General features: G+C 66.8%; 17 protein-coding genes. 5 read left to right on the forward strand and 12 right to left on the reverse strand.

Annotated elements, in window-relative coordinates; all coding sequences use genetic code 11:
- Positions 1-44: 44 nt before the first annotated feature.
- The 3 genes from AC2YJX_RS08040 to pcp all read right to left on the reverse strand — a co-directional run bounded on the left by AC2YJX_RS08040 (position 45) and on the right by pcp (position 3,448).
- Positions 45-1,742, reverse strand: a complete 1,698-nt coding sequence (locus AC2YJX_RS08040; protein WP_487255733.1) for a sensor domain-containing diguanylate cyclase — start codon at positions 1,740-1,742, stop codon at positions 45-47.
- Complete coding sequence (locus AC2YJX_RS08045) at positions 1,739-2,704, reverse strand: delta(1)-pyrroline-2-carboxylate reductase family protein (protein ID WP_487255734.1); 966 nt, start codon at positions 2,702-2,704, stop codon at positions 1,739-1,741. The genes AC2YJX_RS08040 and AC2YJX_RS08045 overlap by 4 nt, the downstream gene beginning before the upstream one ends.
- Positions 2,705-2,770: 66 nt before the next feature.
- On the reverse strand, positions 2,771-3,448 hold the full coding sequence (gene pcp, locus AC2YJX_RS08050) for a pyroglutamyl-peptidase I (protein WP_487255735.1): 678 nt from the start codon (positions 3,446-3,448) through the stop codon (positions 2,771-2,773).
- A 144-nt stretch (positions 3,449-3,592) separates the two neighbouring features.
- Here pcp and ypfJ point away from each other — a divergent pair, with 144 nt between their 5' ends.
- The 3 genes from ypfJ to AC2YJX_RS08065 all read left to right on the forward strand — a co-directional run bounded on the left by ypfJ (position 3,593) and on the right by AC2YJX_RS08065 (position 8,422).
- The gene (ypfJ, locus tag AC2YJX_RS08055; protein WP_121422587.1) at positions 3,593-4,465 is read left to right on the forward strand and encodes a KPN_02809 family neutral zinc metallopeptidase; all 873 of its coding nucleotides are present in this window, start codon (positions 3,593-3,595) and stop codon (positions 4,463-4,465) included.
- 168 nt (positions 4,466-4,633) lie between these two features.
- Complete coding sequence (locus AC2YJX_RS08060) at positions 4,634-6,769, forward strand: SulP family inorganic anion transporter (protein ID WP_487255736.1); 2,136 nt, start codon at positions 4,634-4,636, stop codon at positions 6,767-6,769.
- A 162-nt stretch (positions 6,770-6,931) separates the two neighbouring features.
- Positions 6,932-8,422: a DEAD/DEAH box helicase gene (locus tag AC2YJX_RS08065; protein WP_121422589.1), complete on the forward strand. Its 1,491-nt coding sequence runs from the start codon at positions 6,932-6,934 to the stop codon at positions 8,420-8,422.
- An 81-nt stretch (positions 8,423-8,503) separates the two neighbouring features.
- On the opposite strand, the gene AC2YJX_RS08070 is transcribed toward AC2YJX_RS08065, so the two are convergent.
- The 8 genes from AC2YJX_RS08070 to AC2YJX_RS08105 form a co-directional block, all read right to left on the reverse strand.
- The gene (locus AC2YJX_RS08070; RefSeq protein ID WP_487255737.1) at positions 8,504-9,145 is read right to left on the reverse strand and encodes a nitrous oxide reductase accessory protein NosL; all 642 of its coding nucleotides are present in this window, start codon (positions 9,143-9,145) and stop codon (positions 8,504-8,506) included.
- A gap of 19 nt (positions 9,146-9,164) precedes the next feature.
- Entirely contained in the window at positions 9,165-9,749 is a 585-nt protein-coding gene (locus AC2YJX_RS08075) for a nitrous oxide reductase accessory protein NosL (protein WP_487255738.1), read from the reverse strand.
- A complete protein-coding gene (locus tag AC2YJX_RS08080) occupies positions 9,746-10,561 on the reverse strand; it encodes an ABC transporter permease (protein ID WP_487255739.1) in 816 nt (271 codons plus the stop codon). The genes AC2YJX_RS08075 and AC2YJX_RS08080 overlap by 4 nt, the downstream gene beginning before the upstream one ends.
- A 2-nt stretch (positions 10,562-10,563) precedes the next feature.
- Positions 10,564-11,508, reverse strand: coding sequence for an ABC transporter ATP-binding protein (locus tag AC2YJX_RS08085; RefSeq protein ID WP_487255740.1), 945 nt, complete (start codon positions 11,506-11,508; stop codon positions 10,564-10,566).
- Positions 11,483-12,760: a nitrous oxide reductase family maturation protein NosD gene (locus AC2YJX_RS08090; protein WP_487255741.1), complete on the reverse strand. Its 1,278-nt coding sequence runs from the start codon at positions 12,758-12,760 to the stop codon at positions 11,483-11,485. The genes AC2YJX_RS08085 and AC2YJX_RS08090 overlap by 26 nt, the downstream gene beginning before the upstream one ends.
- Positions 12,760-15,381 (reverse strand): 4Fe-4S binding protein, encoded by a 2,622-nt coding sequence (locus tag AC2YJX_RS08095; protein ID WP_487255742.1) that lies wholly within the window; start codon positions 15,379-15,381, stop codon positions 12,760-12,762. Before AC2YJX_RS08095 ends, AC2YJX_RS08090 begins: the two co-directional genes overlap by 1 nt.
- Before the next feature lie 207 nt (positions 15,382-15,588).
- Complete coding sequence (gene nosZ, locus AC2YJX_RS08100) at positions 15,589-17,514, reverse strand: TAT-dependent nitrous-oxide reductase (RefSeq protein ID WP_487255743.1); 1,926 nt, start codon at positions 17,512-17,514, stop codon at positions 15,589-15,591.
- A 21-nt stretch (positions 17,515-17,535) separates the two neighbouring features.
- Positions 17,536-17,898, reverse strand: a complete 363-nt coding sequence (locus tag AC2YJX_RS08105; RefSeq protein ID WP_487255744.1) for a hypothetical protein — start codon at positions 17,896-17,898, stop codon at positions 17,536-17,538.
- A 238-nt stretch (positions 17,899-18,136) separates the two neighbouring features.
- Here AC2YJX_RS08105 and AC2YJX_RS08110 point away from each other — a divergent pair, with 238 nt between their 5' ends.
- Entirely contained in the window at positions 18,137-18,547 is a 411-nt protein-coding gene (locus AC2YJX_RS08110; protein ID WP_055393536.1) for a c-type cytochrome, read from the forward strand.
- 11 nt (positions 18,548-18,558) lie between these two features.
- Positions 18,559-19,605 carry an FAD:protein FMN transferase gene (locus AC2YJX_RS08115; RefSeq protein ID WP_487255745.1) on the forward strand — a complete coding sequence of 349 codons (1,047 nt, stop codon included), beginning with the start codon at positions 18,559-18,561 and terminating at the stop codon, positions 19,603-19,605.
- A gap of 16 nt (positions 19,606-19,621) precedes the next feature.
- Here the strand turns inward: AC2YJX_RS08115 and AC2YJX_RS08120 are convergent, their stop codons facing one another.
- On the reverse strand, positions 19,622-20,464 hold the full coding sequence (locus AC2YJX_RS08120) for a symmetrical bis(5'-nucleosyl)-tetraphosphatase (RefSeq protein ID WP_487255746.1): 843 nt from the start codon (positions 20,462-20,464) through the stop codon (positions 19,622-19,624).
- Between the last annotated feature and the right edge of the window lie 96 nt (positions 20,465-20,560).

The following is a 20,560-nucleotide window of genomic DNA, read 5'->3' on the forward strand; positions in this document are numbered from 1 at the left end:
GCCGCTGGCCTTGGTGTGCGCTGACCGCTGTTCATGGACTGTGGTCACGCCTCCACGCAGACCCTGTTGCGCCCCTGGCCCTTGGCTTCATAAAGCGCCGCATCGCCCCGGCGCAGGATATCGAGGCCGTTGTCCTGCAGGCCGCGCATGCTGGCCACCCCCGCGCTCACGGTGATGCGGCCCACGACCGGGTCGTGTTGTTCGGCCATGGCTTCGACCAGGGCCTGGGCGATGGCTTGGGCCCCCAGAAGGTCGGTGTCGGGCAGCAGCACCACAAACTCTTCACCCCCCAGCCGTGCGATCACATCCGAGTTGCGCAGGCGCATTTCCAGCGTGCGGGCCAGCCGGCGCAGGACTTCGTCGCCGGTTTCGTGTCCATAGGTGTCGTTCACGCGCTTGAAATGGTCCACGTCGACTGTGATCAGGCTCAACGGCCGGCCGCTGCGCCGCGCCAGCGCCAGGGCAAACGCCATCTGCGTTTCAAAACCCCGGCGGTTGAGCAGGCCCGTCAGAGCATCGGTGCGGGCCTGCAGGTCCAGGGCGCGGTTGGCAGCCTCCAGCTCCAGCGTGCGCAGGCGTACTTTTTCCTCCATGGCTTCGTGGGCTGTCAGAAGCCGGTGCGTCATGCGGCCCAGTGCGCCTGAAAGCTTGCTCACTTCCCGGCTGCTGTGGGCCTGGGGAATGCGGGTGCCGGGCTTGTCGGCCTCCACGGCGCTGGCGGCATCGGCCAGCGCGTACAGGTCATCGCTCAGGCGGCGTGCCGCCAGCCACGCCAGCACCGAGGCCAAAAGCGCGGCGCCGAGCCCGATGGCCAGTGCCAGTTGCACGGTGCGGTGGGCCTCGGCGAAGGCCAGTTCCACGGGTTCGCGGGCGACAATGCGCCAGCCGAGGTCGCTGGTGCTGTTGCGTGCCTGCATCGGTGCGGTGGCCGTGAGGTAGCTGCGGCCGTCCAGCCACCTCGCCACGACGGCCCGGCCTGCGGCGCGGTCAGACGCCACCGGGTTGTTGGCCTCGACGGGCAGGCGCTGCCCGGCTACTTGCAGGGCCCGGGTCTGGCCGCCAGGGGCGTAGATAAGCTCGCCTTTGCGGTCGAAGACGAATAGTTCTACCGCCTTGTCGTCCGTACGTGCCGGGGTCAGGCTTTCCATGACCTCATGGGTCCATTCCCAGCTGCCGTGGATACCCACCACGCCGATGGTGGTCGGGCCCAGGCGAATGGGCGCCGCAAAATCCACAAACCGGTAGGGCTCGCCCGAAGGCGGCGGGGTCAGCAGCTGCTCCAGCAGCTTGGCCGGGTGGACATCTCCCACGTGCAGTGTTTGCAGGCCTTCCTTGAACCACGGGCGCTCTGCCACGCTCTGGCCCACCAGCAGCCCGCCCGTGGCGGCGCGCACCACGCCCTGGGCATCGGCCACACCGATCCAGGCGCTGTGGGGGTGGGTGGCCTGACTGCGTGCCAGCATGTGGTGGGCTTCGGCACTGTCGAGCCCTTTGGTCCAGACGGCCTCGGCGGCCGCCAGGACCTCGGCCTCGCGGCTGCGCTCCTGCAGGCCGTTGGCCAGCAGCTTGCCTGCATTTTCGGCAATGACCTGCAGGGCAGTCCCGGCATCGCGCTCGATGCGCAGCTTGAGCAGTTCGCCAAATCCTAGTGACAGCAGCACCGCCAGGCCCACCACCAACGTACCGAACACCAGCGCGATCTGCGAGCGCAGGCTGTGGTCCGAGAACCGGAGCAGGCTCATGGCGTGGCCTGCGAGGGTGGTGCGCCCTCTGTGTCCAGGCGCATCGCCAGGCGGGCCGCAGCCAGGTCCCAGCCGGCCCAGCCGCAGCTCTTGAACAGCACCGGCCCTGTGGACAGAGCGCGCTGGCGTTGCAGAGCTTCCCGCAGTGTGGGCAGCATGCCCACGTCGAGGCCCGCCTGCAGCAGATCGCCCGCCTCGTGGCGTGCGTCTTCACTGTCCACCACGATATGCCCGTGTGCGGCCACATGGCGGCAGAAGGCGGGGGCCAGTTCTGCCATGGCCGGGGTGAAGGCTCCCACCGCTGCCACAAAGGCGTCGGGGCGTGGTGGCGCGCTCAGCGCCACGCTGTGCGCCGGGGTGCACACGGCAATCAGCGGGCAATGGGGCACCGCAGCGTCTGCATCGGCCACCGTGCGTGCCTGGGCGCCCAGCGCCTGGGCGCGCAGGACCAGGGCCTCGGCGCTGGCGGCACTGCGCGAGGCCACCCACACATCACGCACCCCCAGGCCCTGCACAAAGGCTTCCAGGTGGGCCAGGCCCTGCACGCCCGCACCGACGATGAGCAGAGGTCCCCGGGGCTGCGGCGCCAGATGCTGTGCAGCCAGCAGCGACACCGCCGCTGTGCGCCGTGCAGTGATGGTGGGGCCGTCCAGCACCAGGCGGCGTTCGCCCGTGGTCACGTCAAACACCACGACGTCGCCCTGGATCGCGGGGCGGCCGGTGCCCGTGTTGGCAGGGGTCAGCGTGATGAGCTTGGCCATCGCCACGCGGCTGTCGGTGGCAGGCATGACAAACAGGCTGCCGCCCTGGGGCAGTGGCAGCACCGTGCGGGCAGGCACCGAGACGGTGCTGTCGCGCAAGAGGGCCGCAATCTCGGTGGCCAGCGCGTCCCATGGCAGACACGCCGCTGTGGCAGCTGCGTCCAGCGTGCCGGGGGCCGGGGAGAGGGGGGTGAAGGACATTCGCCGACTTTACACAGCGAGGGCGGAGCCGGGGAGCGGGCAAGCCCCCAGTCCGGGGCCATGATTTCAGTGCGTGGCACCCGCCCCGAGCGCTATGTCGCTCTGGTGAAGCACAGCGGCCCACAGGGCTGCGTGGATGCCGCGCACCATGTCCCGCAGTGCCAGGGAGGGTGTGCCTTGCCCGGGAAGCCAGGGCACGTGCACAAATCCGCCCCGGGCGCCCGCAGGGCCAACGCCTTGTGCCTGCAGCATGTGCATCAGTCCGTACATCACATGGTTGCAGACAAAGGTGCCCGCTGTTTGTGAAACCTCGCAGGGCACGCCAGCCTGCTGTACGGAGCGCAGCATGGCCTTGAGTGGCAGGCTCGCAAAATAGGCGGCAGGCCCGCCGGGCACCACCGGCGTGTCGATGGGCTGGGCGCCCACGTTGTCGGGAATGCGGGCGTCGTTGATATTGATGCCCACCCGCTCCAGCGACAGCGCGCTGCGCCCTCCTGCCTGGCCCAGGCAGATGGTCAGCGCGGGCCGGTGGGCCGTGGCCAACGCCCGCAGCTGTTGCAGCGATTCGCCAAAGACGGTGGGCAGTTGCGCCGCCACCACGCGGTGGCCCGCGATGCGCTGCCCGTCCAGCGCCTGTGCCACCAGCCAGCTGGGGTTCAGGCTGTCGCCGCCAAAGGGGTCAAAGCCTGTGATCAGAATCACCTTGTCGCCGATGGGGGCGTAGTGCGAGGCGTCGTGGAGCATGGGGCGGTTCGGGTGGGGCGTGGAAGGGGGGAATCGTGCCAGCGGGCGCCGACAGGCAGGCCATCGTAATCGGCCCCTCCGGTTCCTGCACCGCGCGTAATATGCGCCATGCCCTCCGCACGGTGAGGGCGCTGGAGATACGGAATGAAATGGGAAGGCAATCGCGAGTCGGACAATGTGGAAGACCGGCGCGGTGGGGGCGGCGGCTCGCCGATTTTCGGAGGGCGCAGCATTGGCATCGGCACCATCGTCATCGCACTGGTGGGCGGGTGGGTGCTGGGCATCAATCCGCTGACGATCCTGGGGCTGCTCAGTGGCGGCGGGCCACCTGCGCAGGTGCAGTCGCAGGGGCCTGCCCAGCGCCCCCCGGCCGACGACACCATGGCCCGTTTTGTATCGACCGTTCTGGCCGATACCGAAGACGTGTGGCAGGCCGTGTTCCGCCAGGGTGGCGGCACCTACCAGGAGCCGCGCCTGGTGCTGTTTCGGGGCGCTACGGCCACGGCTTGCGGCACCGGGCAGGCGGCGATGGGCCCGTTCTACTGCCCGGCGGACCAGAAGGTCTACATCGACCTGGGCTTTTATGAAACCCTCAAGAACCGCCTGGGCGCGCCCGGCGATTTTGCCCAGGCGTATGTGATTGCCCACGAGGTAGGCCACCATGTGCAGAACCAGCTGGGCATCAGCGGCAAGGTGGACCAGATGCGTGGCCGCGTGAGCAAGGCGGAGTACAACGCGCTCTCGGTCCGGCTGGAGCTGCAGGCCGACTGTTTTGCCGGGGTGTGGGCACACCATGCGCAGAACGCGCGCCAGATTCTGGAGCAGGGCGATGTGGAAGAGGCCATGAACGCAGCGGCCAAGATCGGTGACGACGCCCTGCAGCGCTCGAGCGGCGGGGCGGTGGTGCCCGAAAGCTTCACCCACGGCACCAGTGCTCAGCGGCAGCGCTGGTTTCACAACGGGCTGCAGAATGGCAGCGTCAAAGCCTGCGATACCTTCGCGGCGCGGAGTCTTTGAAACACCCCCCTGAGCCGCTTCGCGGCCTGCCCCCGCTCTCGCAACACTGCGCGTTGCGGGCAGGGGGACGCAGCCAGCGCGGCGGGGCGGCCCTTGTGCGGCTGCCCGGGCATGGGCCGCGCCGGTTTTGTGGGGTGTGGGTGACCTACGGCGCTATGGAGAACCGAGATGTCCCCTGCTGAGTCCCTGCAGCCTCTCCGGTCGCCGGGCATCGCCGCCGCGTGGTCGGCGGCGGCGGTCACGGTGCCGCATGCCGTCGGCCTGGGCCTGCTGGCTTTTGCACCCCTGGCGGCCGACCATTCCCTCGCAGCGCTGGCGCTGTGGTCGGCGGCCCTGCCGGGCCTGCTGCTCACGCTGGTGGTGCCACGTGCCGGGGTGGTCTACGCGCCCACCACGGTGGTGGCGCTGCTGTTTGCGGCCGTGCTGGCCACCGCCCATGGTGCGGCCCCTGCGCTGGGCCTGAGTGCGCGCCAGGTGCTGGCCGTGAGCGGGGCCACGGTGGCGCTGGCGTTTGTTTTTCAGTGGCTGCTGGGGGTGCTGCGGCTGGCCTCGGTGGCGCGGTTCCTGCCCGTTTCGGTGACGCATGGTTTTGCGGCCGGGGTGGGGCTGTCGATGGTGGTGGGCCAGGTGCGCAACGGCTTTGGCGCTGGGGGCGACGCCCTGTGGAACGCCCGCACCGGCTGGCACCTGCTGGCGGCGCTCGCCGTGGTGGGGCTGGCCTGGGCGTTGCGCTGGCGCTGGCCCCGCATGCCGGGGCTGCTGTCGGCTGTGGTCCTGGTGGCGCTGGCCGTGGCGGTGGCGGGGGTGTGGGGTGGTGGTCTGGGGGATGTGTTTGCCCCCGCCGTGCAGCCCAGCCAGTTTGCCGGCCCGCTGTGGCCCGACTGGACGGGGGTTCCCTGGATGGCGCTGGCGCAACAGCACGGGTCGGACCTGGTGGTGCTGGCGCTGTTGATGGCGCTGGTCAACAGCCTGGAGATACTGGTGTTCAACCAGGAGCTGGAGCTGGACCACGGTCTGCGTGGCAACGCCAATCTGACCCTGCGCCGCGAGAGCCTGTTGGGCGTGTTGTGCGGGCTGGCCGGGATGATTCCTGCATCCACCAGCGCATCGCGCTCGCGCATTGTGCTGGCGCAGGCGGGCCCCTCCCGCGACGCACCGCGCTGGCATGCCGGCATCATGCTGGGCGTGGCAGTGACGGGCGCCTGGTGGCTGCACTGGGTGCCCATGGCCTGCCTGGCGGGTGGGCTGGTGCTGGCCGGGCTCATGCAGGTGCCGGGTCTCATGTGGTCGCTGCGCTACGCGCAGCGCTCGCGGGTGACCTGGGCACAAAGCTGGCTGGTGGCGCTGGTGTTTGCCGTGATGGGCGGCGTGGGCGCGCTGGTTGCGGGCCTGGTGGTGGCCACCTTTGTGTTGCTGCACGACTCCGCCGCCAAGGTGCTGCGCCATGTGCGGCTCGATGGCGAACTGCGCTCACGCCGGCTGCGGCGCGCGGGGTCGGACACCTGGCTCTCGCCGCGCATGAACCAGGTGGCTGTGTTTGAACTGCAGGGCGTGATGTCGTTCGGCGTGGCGGCCCACTTGGCCGAGCAGGTGCGTTTGCTGCTGCAGCCGCGCCACCGCTGGGTGATTCTGGATGCGGGCCGCGTGCCCGCCTGGGACAGCACGGCACTGGCGCAACTGCGCGCGCTGGTGCGCGACCTGGGCCAGCAGGGCATTGCCGCTGCCGTGGCCGCGCTCGATCCTGTGGCCGCTGAACATGCAGGCGACCAGGTACGCGCCTTTGCCGACCTGGACCGCGCCTTGGAATGGGCCGAGGCCGGTATCCTCTCGCAACGCCCCATTGAGCAACGCCCCGCGCGTCCCGAAAGGGATCTGCTGGGCGAGATTGGCGAGGGCGTGCCCCGGGTGGCGGCCAATGCCCTGATGGCCGTGCTGGAGCCTCTGGCCGTGCCGCCCCACGGGGTGGTGTTCAGCGCGGGAGACACCGACCACGACCTGCTGGTGGTGAAGTCGGGCCACATCACGCTGGTGACCCAGTGGCCGCCCGACAAGGGGCTGCGCTTGGCCACGGTCGGGCCGGGCATGGCGTTTGGCGAGATGGCGTTCCTCAACGGCGCTGCGCGCAGCGCTTGTGCGGGGTCTGAGCGGGGGCCTGCGCACCTGGTGCGCCTGTCGCGGGCGCACTTTGATGCCTGGGCCCGGCAATACCCCGAGGCAGCGCTCACCGTGATGAATAACCTCGCCCAGATCGGGGCGAGGCGTCTGGCGGTGACCACACGCCAATTGCGGGCGGTGTTGGAGTAATTTTGAATAAATAGTGCCACTAGCGCTCGATGGGTAAGCGCTGATAGCTATAAAAAATGTAGCTTATCGCTGTGACTTGCTCAATGAATAAATGCGCTCTGTACCACGCCCCCATGGTGAAAAATCGCTTTTTGGGCCACCGGTGCGACAATAGAGGGCTAAATGACAAGTTCCTTTTCCAATCTATCGCTGGCTGAACCGCTCGCGCGCGCCGTAGCCGAAATGGGCTACGAGTCCATGACGCCCATCCAGGAGCAGGCCATTCCGGTGGTGCTCACAGGGCAAGACGTGATGGGCGCAGCCCAGACCGGCACCGGCAAGACGGCGGCTTTCTCGCTGCCCCTGCTGCAACGCCTGCTCAAGCACGAAAGCAGCTCCACATCCCCCGCCCGCCACCCCGTGCGTGCCCTGGTGCTGCTGCCCACGCGCGAGCTGGCCGACCAGGTGGCGCAGCAGATCGCGCTGTACGCCAAGTACACCAAGCTGCGCAGCACCGTGGTGTTTGGCGGCATGGACATGAAGCCCCAGACCATCGAGCTGAAAAAAGGCGTCGAAGTGCTGGTGGCCACACCAGGCCGTCTGCTGGACCACATCGAAGCCAAGAACGCCGTGCTCAACCAGGTCGAGTACGTCGTGCTCGACGAGGCCGACCGCATGCTGGATATCGGCTTCCTGCCCGACCTGCAGCGCATCCTCTCGTACCTGCCCAAGCAGCGCACCACGCTCCTGTTCAGTGCCACGTTCTCGCCCGAGATCAAGCGTCTGGCCAGCAGCTACCTGCAAAACCCCATCACCATCGAGGTGGCCCGCCCGAACGAAACAGCCTCCACCGTGGAGCAGCGCTTCTACAGCGCCAATGACGACGACAAGCGCCGCGCCATCCACCAGGTGCTCAAGACCCGGGGTATCAAGCAGGCGTTCATCTTCGTCAACAGCAAGCTCGGTTGTGCCCGTCTGGCGCGCAGCCTGGAGCGCGAAGGCCTCAAGACCACCGCGCTGCATGGCGACAAGAGCCAGGACGAGCGCCTGAAGGCGCTCGAAGCCTTCAAGAGCGGCGAGGTCGATCTGCTGGTGTGTACCGATGTGGCCGCGCGCGGCCTGGACATCAAGGACGTGCCTGCGGTGTTCAACTTCGACGTGCCATTCAACGCCGAAGACTATGTGCACCGCATCGGCCGCACTGGCCGTGCTGGCGCCTCGGGCCTGGCGGTGACGCTGGTGTCGGGCAGCGATGCCCGTCTGGTGGCCGACATCGAGAAGCTGATCAAGAAGAAGATCGATCTCGAAGCCATCGAATACGAAGAAGACCAGCCCCGCGGCCGCATCAACGACGGCCGCCGTGCCTGGCGCGAAGCCGGTGAGACGGGCGACGGGCGCGATGCGCTGCCGGCCGCCCCCGCTGCGCCACGGCGCGAGCGTGACCAGCGCGTCGGGCGCGAGGGGCGCGAACAACACCGGGGCTTTCGCCCGGCCGTGGCATCGCGCGACCCCTTCTTTGAGAAGCCGTATGAGGCCAGCGCAGCTGCCGACGCAACCCCCGCCTGGGAAGCTGCCAAATCGGCCCCGCGCAGCAGCGTGTCGGCCAACATCAAGCCCAAGCGCAAGGTGGCAGCACTGTTCAAGGCTGCCCAGCCAGAGACTTCGGTGCAGTGATGAAATACAGGCCTTTTTAGGCCTGTAGCGCTTGATGGATAAGCGCAAGAAGCTATATTTTCAATAGCAACTGAGGCCCCGTCAGTCTGAATGCAAACGGTGGTCGGCCCGGAGGTTCGGGGCCAGCCTGCGCAGCAAGGCCACATCGATGGCGCCGAAGGGGACCGCCCGCCCCCCACGCTGCTGCACAAACTCCTGTGCAGCCTCCGCATGGGCAAACGCGGGCAGATTGCCCGCCCGCATCGGCCCCATGGCCGAAGACCCTGTCACATACACCGCCTCCTGCGCGTTCAGCCAACCACCCGTATCGGTATCGGTGACATACCGCGCCACGATGGCGTCGGCCGTGCGGCCCCGCGTGTAGTGGGCCACGTTGCCCAGGTACAGCATGAGGCTGAGCGGTGAGTCAAAAAAATACGCATCCCCGTCCGCAAAAATGACCTGCGCCGCCCACCCCCGCGCGCGGGCCGGGTACATGCCACACACCGGGCAGCGTGCGTCGGCGGGCACCTCGCGGGCGGCGGTCAGGGGCTGGCCCAGCGCAGGGTCGTAGGGCGTGGGCGGCGCCACCACGCACACATCGTCGCCGATGCCCTCCAGGGCGGCGTTGCCGGATGGACGGGGCGGAGTGCGCTGGGGCCATTGCCATGCCACCAGGCCTGCCGAGCCCAGCAGCAGGGCTGCAAGGGCTGTACGCCGGGTGGTTGCGTGTGGGCGGGGCATCAGCGCAGGTATGGGCGGCTCACATCCGCGTGTCGTGCAGTGCCCCGCCGCTCAGGTCCACCATGGCGGGCGTGATCTCGGCAAAGCGCAACACTTTGCCGCCATATTCAGCAGCAAACTTTTTCGCGTCGGCCTCTTGCGCAAAGCTGCCGATGGTGGGGCCCATGGAGCCGTGGCGCTTGCCGCCCACTACGTAGAGGGCGGTCTTGCCGTCGATCCAGTGGCCCTGTGGTGCGTTCCAGTCGGCCTGGCCCATGTCCTGCACATACACGGCCTGCACGGCACGCACCTGCTCACCGGCCAGCAGGGTGCTGAACAGCTCCACCGTGTCGCAGAAGAACGAGGGCTTGTCCTGCCCCGCAAAGCGCACCTGCGCCTTGGGGCCGGGGTAGTCGGCCAGCAGCATGCCGTCGAGTTCGCAGCTGGTGGTGCGGTCGATCTCCTGGGGCTGGAGAGATTGCGCGCTGTTGTCCGCCTGGCTGCAGCCCGTGAGGCCAGTCAGGCCAGTCAGGCCCGTGAGTGTGCCGAGCGAAGCGAGTGCGGCCCAGCCCAGCAATTGCCGACGCGTGGTGCAGCCGCACCGGGGTTGGTAAGAATGGTTCATGGTTTGAATCTCCAGCTTGCAAGACCGAGCGGCACCACGATCCAGCCCGCCATCACCGCGCCCATCAGCCATGGCTTGGCCAGGGCAGGGGGCACGATGCTGGTCAGGCCGTACAGGGTGCGCACGTCATCGAGCGAGAACACGTTGAGGATGCGGAAAACGTCGGCCGGGTTGAAGAGCAGCAGGTAGGCCATGGCCTCGCCGCCATAGCTGCCGCCCGTGGCCACCAGGGCGCCCAGCAGCAGCAGGTCAAACACCAGCACAAAAAAGAACCAGGCGGCAATCGCCAGGCCGGAGGCGCGTGTGCGCTCGTGTGTGAGCACCGACAGCAGCACCGCCATGCTCAAAAAGGCCAGCCCCAGCAGCACCGAGCTGAGCATGAAGCCGCCGTAGTGGAACAGCGCAGTCCCGCTGAACTGCCGCACCAGTAGCACCGCCACCAGCCCGAACCCCGCCAGCGTCGATAGCGTGAGCGCCGCCGCCAGCCCCAGGTACTTGCCCAGCAGCAGCTCCAGCCGCGTGATGGGCAATGACAGCAGCAGATCGAGCGAGCCGCGCTCGCGCTCGCCCACGATGGCGTCAAAGCCCAGCAGCAGCGCGATCAGCGGGATGAGGTAGATGACCAGGCTGACCAGGCTGGCGATGGTGAACTCGATGGAGCGAAAACCCACCGTGCCCTGCTGTGCGCCGCCAAAGTAGGCGATGGCCAGCGAGAACACGGTGAACACGAGCGCCACGGCCAGCACCCAGCGGTTGCGCATGCGGTCGCGGAACTCTTTGCCCGCGATGGTGAAGATTTGTTGGAATTCCATGGCTAGCCCTTGCGCAGGTCGAAGTACACATCCTCAAGCGAGGGTTCCTGGATCTGCAGGTCCTGCAGCGCGGTGCCCAGCGGTGCCAGCGCACGCAGCACGGCCATCTTGCTGCCGCGCGGGCAGTTCACATGCAGGCCTTCCGGCGTTTCCGTCCCCGTGACGCCGGGCACGGCAGAGAGCAGCCCCAGCGCGGCAGGCCGATCGGTCGCAGCCAGGGTGAGGTGGATGGTCAGCGGCATGTGCGCCTGCTCGCGCAGCGCCTGCACGCTGCCCAGGGCCTGCAGCTTGCCGGAGGCCAGGATGGCCAAGCGGTCCACGCGCTCCTGCAGTTCGGCCAGGATGTGCGAGGTGATGACGATGGTCACGCCACCCGCCTGCAGCTCGCGCAGCGTGGCGTAGAAGTCGCGGATGGCCTGCGGGTCCAGGCCGTTGGTGGGCTCGTCGAGCAGCAGCACCTGGGGCTCGCCCAGCAGGGCCTGTGCAAATCCCAGGCGCTGGCGCATGCCCTTGGAGTATTCGCGCACGGCGCGGTTGCCCGCGTGGGCCAGGCCCACGCGTTCCAGCAGCGCGGGGCATTGTGCGAGGGGCGCACCCTTGAGGCGGGCGAAGAAACGCAGCGTTTCCAGCCCGTTCAGGTTGTCGTAGAGCACCACGTTCTCGGGCAGGTAGCCCAGGTGGCGGCGGGCGGCGCGAAAGTCGCGGCCCTGCACCGTGGCGCCGCCCACCCGGATCTCGCCCGAGGTGGCGGGCGTGAGGCCCAGGATCATCTTGAACAGCGTGCTCTTGCCCGCGCCGTTGTGGCCGATGAGGCCGAAGATCTCGCCGCGCGCGATGCGCAGGTCGATGCCGTCCACGGCGTGCAGTGCGCCGTAGTGCTTGTGCGCGCCCCGCACCTCGATGGCGGGGGGCTCGCTCAGGTCAATGGGGGGAGGGTTGCGTGTCACGCTGAAAATTCCGTTGGGGTTGGTTCGGTTGCATGCGGGGCTTTGGGTCCACCACGGTGGGCACGCGCAGCACCGGAAACTGCTGGCCCACCAGGCGCAGTGCCTGCACGGCCGGGCTGGCCAGCAGCAGCTTGATGGCGGGGTGGCGCCAGGTCAGGCGGTCCACCATGTCGTTGGCCTCGTAGGGCACGTCGCCCACGCCGTTGCCGTCGCGGTCCCAGCCCAGGTAATTGCTCCAGTGGTTGCCGCCTTCGGTGCCCCAGCGCTCGTCGCGGGCGCCCACATAGCGCACCTGCTCGCGGTTGCCGATGAAGTCGTTGCCTTCGACCTTGTTGTTTTTGGAGCCGGCCGACAGGTGCACGCCCACCGTGTTGCGGGTCACCAGGTTGCCGCGCAGGGTGATGTACTCCACGTCGTAGATGAAGAAGCCTCGGGCGTTTTCGGCCACCACGTTGTTCTCGATCACCGAGTCCTGCAGGGTGCGCAGCATGATGCCGTGGTCGCTGTTGCCCCAAGCGCGGTTGTTGCGCACCACCTGGTCGCGCACCTCCATCAGCGCCAGGCCGCCACGGTTGAGGTAGGTATCGTTGTCCTCCCACAGGTTGTAGTAGGAGTTCATGTAGTGCGTGCCGTAGCGGCTGTGGTGCAGCCGGTTGCCGCGAAACACCGCGTGGTGCGACACGTCCACATACAGCGCGTCGCGCACAAAGCTGATGTGGTTGCCCTCGATGCGTGCGCCCGTGGTGTTGTACAGCTGCACGCCGTTGCCGCGCTGGGACGAGTTCACATCGCGCAGGCCTGTGATGGTGTTGTGCAGCACCTGTACATCGTTGGCCTTCTCGATCCACAGGCCAAAGAGGTTGTAGGTGAGGTCGTTGTGGCGTACCACGGCGCGGTGTGCTCCGGGGTAGATGTAGATGCCTGCGTTCTGGTCCTTGAGGCTGGTGCCCGAGTCGCGCACGATCAGGCCTTCGATCACCACATCGGGCGCGGTGACGCGGATGGTGTCGCCCGTCTGGCCGCCGCTGAGCGTGGGGCGGTCGATGCCGCGCAGGGTGAGCTGCTTGTCGATGCGCAGGTTCACGCGGTAAAAGCCCCGCTGCACCTCCACCGTGTCTCCCGGCGCCGCAGCTGTGATGGCGGCCTGCAGGTCCTGGCCAGGGCGCACCTGCACGGTGGCTGCCGCCGCAGGAAGTGCTGTCCACAGCGCCAGGGCCATGGCGACCGCAGCGAGTGCAAGGGGGGACTTCATCACGCCAGTCCCACCAAGGCCTTGATGGCCAGGAAGAGTGCTGCGCCGATCAGCAGGTTCTTGAAGCCCACGTAGCTCAGCATGTCCATCACGCCCGCCCGGCGGTACTGGTCGCGCCACCACGGGCCGTCCTTCACATAGCGCTTGCCCGACAGGCGGATCAGCACCTCGTACACGCTCCAGCCAAACCACCAGCCGATGATGGCGCCCGACGACAACGTGCCCAGGGCGGTCATCACCCAGGCCACGCTGGCAGCCAGGGCGAGCGAGAAGCCCGCGATCTGCAGCGCGCGCCGCGACGCCCAGCCTTCGCGGCTCCAGGGCCACAGATGGTCCACCAGCTCCTTCGCCATCCAGCGCAGGCCGCGCGAGCCTGCCTTGGTCTGCGGCAGCACTGGCGCCGTAGGCCAGCGTGGGTCCGGCCCCTTCGCGGCCTTGGCCGAGATCTGGTCCTGCACCGTGGCAGGGTGGATCGGGATGAAATAGCCGTTCTTGCCGATGGGCGTGATTTCCAGACCATCTTTCTCGCGGCGCTTGCGTTCCTTGGCCAGGGGCGGGCAGCCCTTGGTGTCGGTGTAGAGAATCATGCAGTCCAGGCAGTGCAGGCATTCGCGGTGGTCGATGCGGCCGTCGGCGTCGATGGCCTGTGCACCGCAGCCCACGGCGCAGGCCTTGCAGCTGTTGCAGTCCTGCTTGCGCTTGAGTCCAAACCAGCGGAACGTGCTGGGCATGGCCAGCGAGGCACCCAGCGGGCAGATGTATTTGCAGTAGGGTCGCTCGATGAAGATCGAAACGCCCAGGATGGCCGCCACAAACAGGCTGTAGGGCCAGGCGCGATTCATTACACCGACCAGGAAGGTCGTCTTGAACGGCTCCACCTCGGCCAGCTTCTCAGCCAGGCCCATGGAGAACATCGACACCGCGAGCAGCCCGAAGAACACCGCGTACTTGACCCACTTGAGCCGGTCGTGCCACTTCTGCGGCAGCTGCGTCTGAAAGCGCTTGAAGCCCACCGCACGCGCGATCTTGTAGATGCCCTCCTGCAGCGAGCCAAACGGGCACATCCAGCCGCAAAACAACCCGCGCCCGAACAGGAACACGGTGACGATGATGAAGATCCAGAACAGGAAGATGAACGGGTCGGACAGGAACAGCGACCAAGTCCACTGGAACAGCAGCGCGTGGAACCAGGTCAGCACCTGCGTGATGGAAGGCTGTGCCATGGCGCCGAAGCCGATCCAGCCGATGCTGAGGGCCCAGAAGCTGTACTTGAAGGCGTTGACCGGCCACTTGTTCTTGTGGGTGGACAGGCGCGTGAGCTTCTCGCGCAGGGCGTACACCACGGTGACGGCAATCAGCAGCGCGGCGAACAGCGCAATCTCTACCGCACGCGACTTCCACACGCGCACCCAGGGGTCGTCGGGCTCGTTGATGGTGGGGCGCCCGCCTTGCAGCATGGCGGCGGGCAGCCAGTAGGGCGTGTCAAAGCTGGTGAAGCTGCGTGTGCCCGTGGCCCGGTCCACGCGGTTGCCCAGAAAGCTCAGCTTCCACGGGTAGGCGGCCGAGAAGGCGGGTGAGCGGATGATGAAGATGACCGATTCGTTGTAGCTGGGTGCGCCTGCGGCCTCGATGCCATACAGGTTGAGCGCGTCCAGGTCGCGGAAGGTGAACGAATCTGCGCCTTGGCGCACCTGCACACGGTCGTAGATGCCGCCGCGCACAAAGCCCGAGCCCTTGAACGATTCCTTGCCACCGGTACGGACGATGAAGAAGGCGTGTTCGCCCTCCTTGAGCTGCAGGCGCAGGTTGTTCCAGCCGTTCTCGCCCAGAAGGCTCTTGCCAATGTCCGGGTGGTTCAGGTCGCCAAACCACAGCTCGATGAACGGGTCGGGGCCCTTGTCCAGGCCCACCTGTTCGGGCTGCACGCGCAGGCGCTGCACGGTGCCTTGTTGCACCAGCTCGGCCCAGCTCAGGCGCCTGCCGGTTTCGGCATAGCGTGCGGGCTCGCGCACCGTGGGCGCGAGGATGCCCACCTGCCGCGCCACGGCGGAGCCCGAGGCCATCATGACCTGGTTCTGAGCGATGACGGTGACGGTGGCGCCCGAGATGGCGTCGAGACCCAGCACGTTTTCATCAGGGCGCGACTGGCCCACCTCGATCTTGTCGGCCACCGACTTGCCCAGGTACTGGGCGTTGAACTTCAGCAGCGCAGATTCAGGGATGCCCAGCAGCAGGATGGGCTCGGAATGCTTGAGCACCTTCACGCCCACGAAGCGGCCCTGTGTGTCCATGCCGATCAGCGTGACCACAGGCTTGCCCGAGTAGGCCGGGGTGTCCGTGATGTCGGTGGAGAGCATCACATAGCCCAGCAGCTTCTTTTGTGCGGTGTCGTTGTCGTAAGCCTCTACGTAGGGCGGCTGACCCTTGCGTTCTGAGAAATGACTGGCGCCGGGAAACACGTCCTTGCACGGCACCAGTGCGCACATGTCGCGCGCGGTAGAGAGTTCCGCAGGCAGCTCGGCCTCGTAGGCGCCTGCTGCAGCATGCGCGCGCGGCGCCAGCCAAAGTGCTGCCAACAAGACCAGAAGAAGCGTGGCGAACCGCCGACGGAGGGAAATCATGGGACTATCTTTTTGATAGCTGCTAGCGCTTATTCATCAAGCGCTAGCGGCCAATATGATGCGAAGTGGAGCGCAGTCGTCGCAACTGGCGCGCCCCAGGCCAGGGATGCAGAGCAAGGGCCGCCCCGCAGCGAGTGCATCGTCCCCCTTCCCGGCGAAGCCGAGAGAAGGGGGAAGGCGCGCAGCGCCTCAGGAGGATCGCCCTGGTTAACCCTCCACGATCATCCGAGTGCGCATTTCCAAATGCAGCGCATGGCAGAAGTGCGTGCAGTAGCACCAGAACACACCGGGCTTGTCGGCCACGAAGCTCACCGACTTGGTCTCCAGCGGGTTCACGATGAAGTTCACGTTGTAGTTCGGGATCGCAAAGCCGTGCGTCAGGTCTTCGATCTTGTCCAGGTTGGTCAGGATCAGCGTGACCTCGTCACCCTTCTTGAGCTTGAACTCGCGCAGGCTGAAGGCCGGGGCTTGCGAAGTCATCTTCACGGTGACCTTCTTGCCATTACGGAACACGCCGGACTCCTTGGGGTCCTTGACGGCCAGCGGGAACTCGTCGAGCGTGTAGACCTGCTTGGGGCGCACCAGGTCGCGCTTGAAGATGATGAAGTCATGGGGCTCGCCACGCACGGGGTGGTCGGCCAGCAGCACCATCTTCTCGCCCGAGATGTCGATGAGCTGCTCGTTCTCGGGGTGCAGCGGGCCCACGGGCAGGAAGCGGTCCTTGGAGAACTTGCAACCCACGGCCAGGTACTTGCCGTCGGCGGCCTTGGTTTCGGACTGCGATGCATTCAAGTGGCCGGGCTGGTATTGCACATCGAGGCGGTCCACCACGTACTTGGCGGTCTTGTCGCCCGCGTGGAACTTGATGGCAGCCTCCACGTTCCACTTCACGACCTGGCTGTCCAGGAAGAGGGTGGTGTAGGCATTGCCACGGCCGTCGAAGGCGGTGTGCAGCGGGCCCAGGCCCAGCTCCACTTCGGCCACGATGGCGGAGTCCAGCTTTTCGAGCTTGCCTTCGAAATAGTCCAGCACCTTGGCCAGCTCGATCACGGTGCCGGTGGGCGACAGCTTGCCGGCGCAGATGAAGTATTTGCCATCGGGGCTGGCGTTCACGCCGTGGGGGTTCTTGGGCACCGAAACGTAGGCAGTGAGTGCTGTCTTGGGGTCCTTGTTGGCTTCATGGGTGCCGTCCACCACGGGCACCTTGCTGGTGCCGATGGTCTTGAACTTGCCAGCCTTCACGGCAGCCTCGATGCGGCCCACGTTGAAGAACAGGCAGGCATCGCGTTCGGCGGACATCATGTCCTCGTACTTGGCACCCATTTCCACGTTGTACTGGTTGGTGGCGGCCAGCTTGCCGTCGTATGACGTGGCGACCAGATCGCAGTTGCCGTCGATCAGCACTTGCCAGCGCACTTCCATCGTTTCTGCATCGACGCAGCTGAACATCGAACGGTATTTGCCCGAGTCTTCCGTGCCCGTGTTGGGCAGGGGGATGGCGAACTCACCGCCGCAGAACACGCGCGTGGTGTAGTTGATGGCAGGGTCCACCGGGTCGGCCTTGTCCGGGAAGATGCCGTGAAAGCCCTGCACGTTGGGCAGCTCGGTGATCTTGTCGCACACGAAGTAGTCGAGGCGTATGCGCGCGATGCGGCTGTTGATCTTGTCGTTGATCCAGGCATAGCGGCCGTCGTAGTTGCCGTCCTTGTACGAGGCATGTGTGTGGTGGGTGTCGGCCACCGTGTACTTCAGGCTGCCATCGGCCTTGGTGCCCATGATGGCCTTGGATTCGTTCGTGATGCCCCAGCCCACCAGGGCGTCGGGCACAAAGCAGGGGATGCGGGTGATCTCGCGGCCCGAGGGAAGGCCCAGCACGCGCATGTCGCCCGTGTGGCCGCCGCTCCAGAGGCCGTAGTAGGTGTCCAGCTCGCCGGGCTTGAGGTGCACGTTGGCGCCAGCGGCGGCATGGCTGGCCGCAGGTGCTGCAGGGGCGGGGGCCGCAGGCGTTGCAGCGCTGGGCTTTTCGTTGCATGCGGCGACGCCTGCAGTCAGCCCGACCAGGGCCGCCGTGTTGATGAAGCTGCGTCGGCCCAGGCCAGCAGCGGGAAGGGGACTGTCTTTTCTCTCGGTCATGGTTTTCCTCTTTGGGATCGCTCAGTTGAAAAGGGGTGGTGCGCGTGCAGGGGGGCTGAACGCCACCCCTGTGCGTGGAAAAAGTGGTGTGTGAAAACGGGGCTGGAAGGTGGGGGCGGCAGCAGTGGTTGCCGCTGCGAGATGGGTGGTGGGTGGCGTGTCGGCCCCGAGGCACACAGGGCAATCGAGACCGGTGGCGTCTGCCGCTACCAAGCCCTCAGCGGTCTTCACCACCAGCTTGGCGCTGCCTGTGCCGGAGCCGGAGCAGACCAGCTCCATGCTTCGCGGCACTACCAGCGGTGAAGCCACCGCAGCAGCCAGCGCCATGACAAACCACGCCAGCACCCAAAGGCGCAGTGTTCGCAGGTTGTGATGGCTTTGCATGGCACGAATAATAGATTCACGTAATATGAATCAATTTGATCTGGATCATGCTTTGGCGGCGCTCGCCTCTGCCCAAAAGTGCTTCTTGCACCTACAGTCAATGCACCAGTCTGAAGCGGTGCCTGTGCAATGCCCGTAGGTTTTTTCAGGCCAGGTGCTGGACGCATTTCGTCGCATTTCTCGCGCAGCCACAGGCCCTCTCAGATTTTTTTTAACCCCCAAGAACAGGATGTATGCGATGCAAAAGAAAACCGTGATGGTCGCCGTAGCGATCTTGGCCACACTGCTGGCCGGTTGTGGCGACAAGAAGTCGGAACCTGCTCCGGTGGCTGCACCCGCTGCGGTGACGGCCCCAGCGCCCGCAGCGGCCCCCGCCGCACCGGCTGCCGCAGAGAACGAACTGGGCAAGAGCGTGTTTGGCAAGACTTGCGCCATGTGCCATGCCGCTGGCGTGGCCGGTGCCCCCAAGCCGGGCGACAAGGCCGACTGGGGCCCGCGCATTGCCCAGGGCAAGGACACGATGTACAAGCACGCGATCGAGGGCTTTACCGGGGCGAAGGGCATGATGCCTGCCAAGGGGGGCTCCGCCAATCTGACCGACGCTGAGGTCAAGGCCGCCGTGGACTACATGGCCGACAAGTCGCTCTGAGCGGAGGCGCCATGCAGCAAGCTTCTCTGCCCCCTCAGGGTCTGTCGCGTCGTCGCATGGTGATGGCATTGCCCTTGCTGGGTGGTGCGGTCTGGGGTGGTGGCGCGTCAGCGGGCGCACGGGTGGTGTCTGAACGCAGCTCGCGTCCCCTGATGGGAACGCAGGTGGATATGGCGGTGGAGGGCGTTGATGGCCCGCAGCTGCGCCGCGCCATGGACCGGGCCTATGCAGAGATGCAGAGGCTGGAAGCGCTCATGAGCCGCTACCAACCCCGCAGCGTGGTCAGTCGTATCAACCTGGCTGCAGGCGTGACGCCAGTGATGGTTCCGGCCGAGGTCATGGCGGTGCTGCAGGGTGCGCAGCGTGTGTCGGCAACAAGCCGTGGGGCCTTTGATGTGACCGTGGGGGCTTTCAAGTCCTGGAACTTTGGCCCTGGCGACAAGGTGGTGCCAGGGGCCAGCGAGATCGCGCGGCAACTGCCCCTGGTGGATGCGCGCAGCCTGGTGCTGGACGTGGCCGCTGGCACGGCCTTCCTGGCCCGCCAGGGCATGGCGCTGGACCTGGGGGGCATCGCCAAGCTACCGATCCTGGAAGCCGGCATGAACATGCTGCGCTCCGAAGGGGTTGAGAACGCCATGATCAACGGTGGTGGCGACGTGCTGACCCACGGGCTGTGGCAAGGCAGGCCCTGGCGTGTGGGGCTGCGCGACCCGCGTTCCCCCGAGCGCCTGCTGGGTGTTGTGGCCGTGGCGGGCGCCGGTGTGGTGGCCTCGTCGGGCGACTATGAACGCTTCTTCTTCCACCAAGGCCAGCGCCAGCACCATGTGCTCAATCCGCGAACAGGGCGCCCGGCATCGGGCGTGCATGGCGTGAGCCTGGTGGCGCGCGACGTGGCGGCCGTCAACGGACTGGGCGCCGCGCTGATGGTGCAGGGCCCGCAGGCGGGCAGGGCACTGGCGCAGCGCATGCCGGGGCTGGCCGTGCTGATCGCCGGGCAGGACGGTGGTGTCTGGCAGTCCACCGCCATGTCGGCGTTGCTGGAGCCAGTGCCGTCCTGAACCTGCTGCGGTTTATTCAGCCCGGAGCCTGTGCCTGCTCGCAATGCACCTGCAGCAGCTCACGCTCGGCCAGCGTCGCGCCAAAACGCACGGCGCTCAGGCAGCCGCCCCACACGCAGCCCGTGTCCAGTCCGAGCAGATCGCTGCGGTTGAGCCAGCCCAGCGTGGACCAGTGACCGAAGGCCATCAGCGTGCCCGCTGTGCGCCGCCCTGGCACTTCGAACCAGGGCATGAGGCCGGGCGGGGCGGCGCTGGCGCTTTCGGTGCTTTCAAAATCCATCACGCCGTCGGCCGAGCAAAAGCGCAGCCGGGTGAGCGCATTCACGATCACCCGCAGGCGATCCGTGCCGGTCAGATCGTCACTCCAGTGGTCGGGGATGTTGCCGTACATGGCGTGCAGAAAATCGGGCAGGTCAGGGCCGCGCAGTACTGCATGGACTTCGTCCGCGTACGCGAGAGTCTCTGCGGCCGTCCAGGTGGGCAGCACACCGGCATGCACCATCAGCAGCGTTTGCCCCGCATGCGTGTGGGTGCGGGCCAGGGGCTGCTGGCGCACCCAGTCGAGCAGGGCAGCGCGGTCGGGGGCGTCCAGCACCGTGCCCAGCGTGTCGCGCCGCGAGGGCTTGCGTGCACCGTGTGCGGCGGCCAGCAGGTGCAGGTCGTGATTGCCCAGCAGGCATCGGATGGCGTCGCCATGGCGCATGCAGCGGCGCAGCACGGCGGCCGAGTCAGGCCCTCGGTTGACGAGGTCACCCAGCAGGTAGACCGTGTCGCGGCTAGGGGAAAAGCCGATGGTGTCCAGCAGGCGGTCCAGCGCGGCGTCGCAGCCCTGGATGTCGCCGATACAGTAAAGCGCCATGGTGATCTTTATGAGTGAAGCACGGATTTTCTGCTGATCGCGTCGCCGACCTTGCTCAGCATGTGCCGGAGTTGGGCGTTGAGGCCGGGGACGCGC

The organism is Acidovorax sp. SRI_002, from assembly GCF_057586455.1.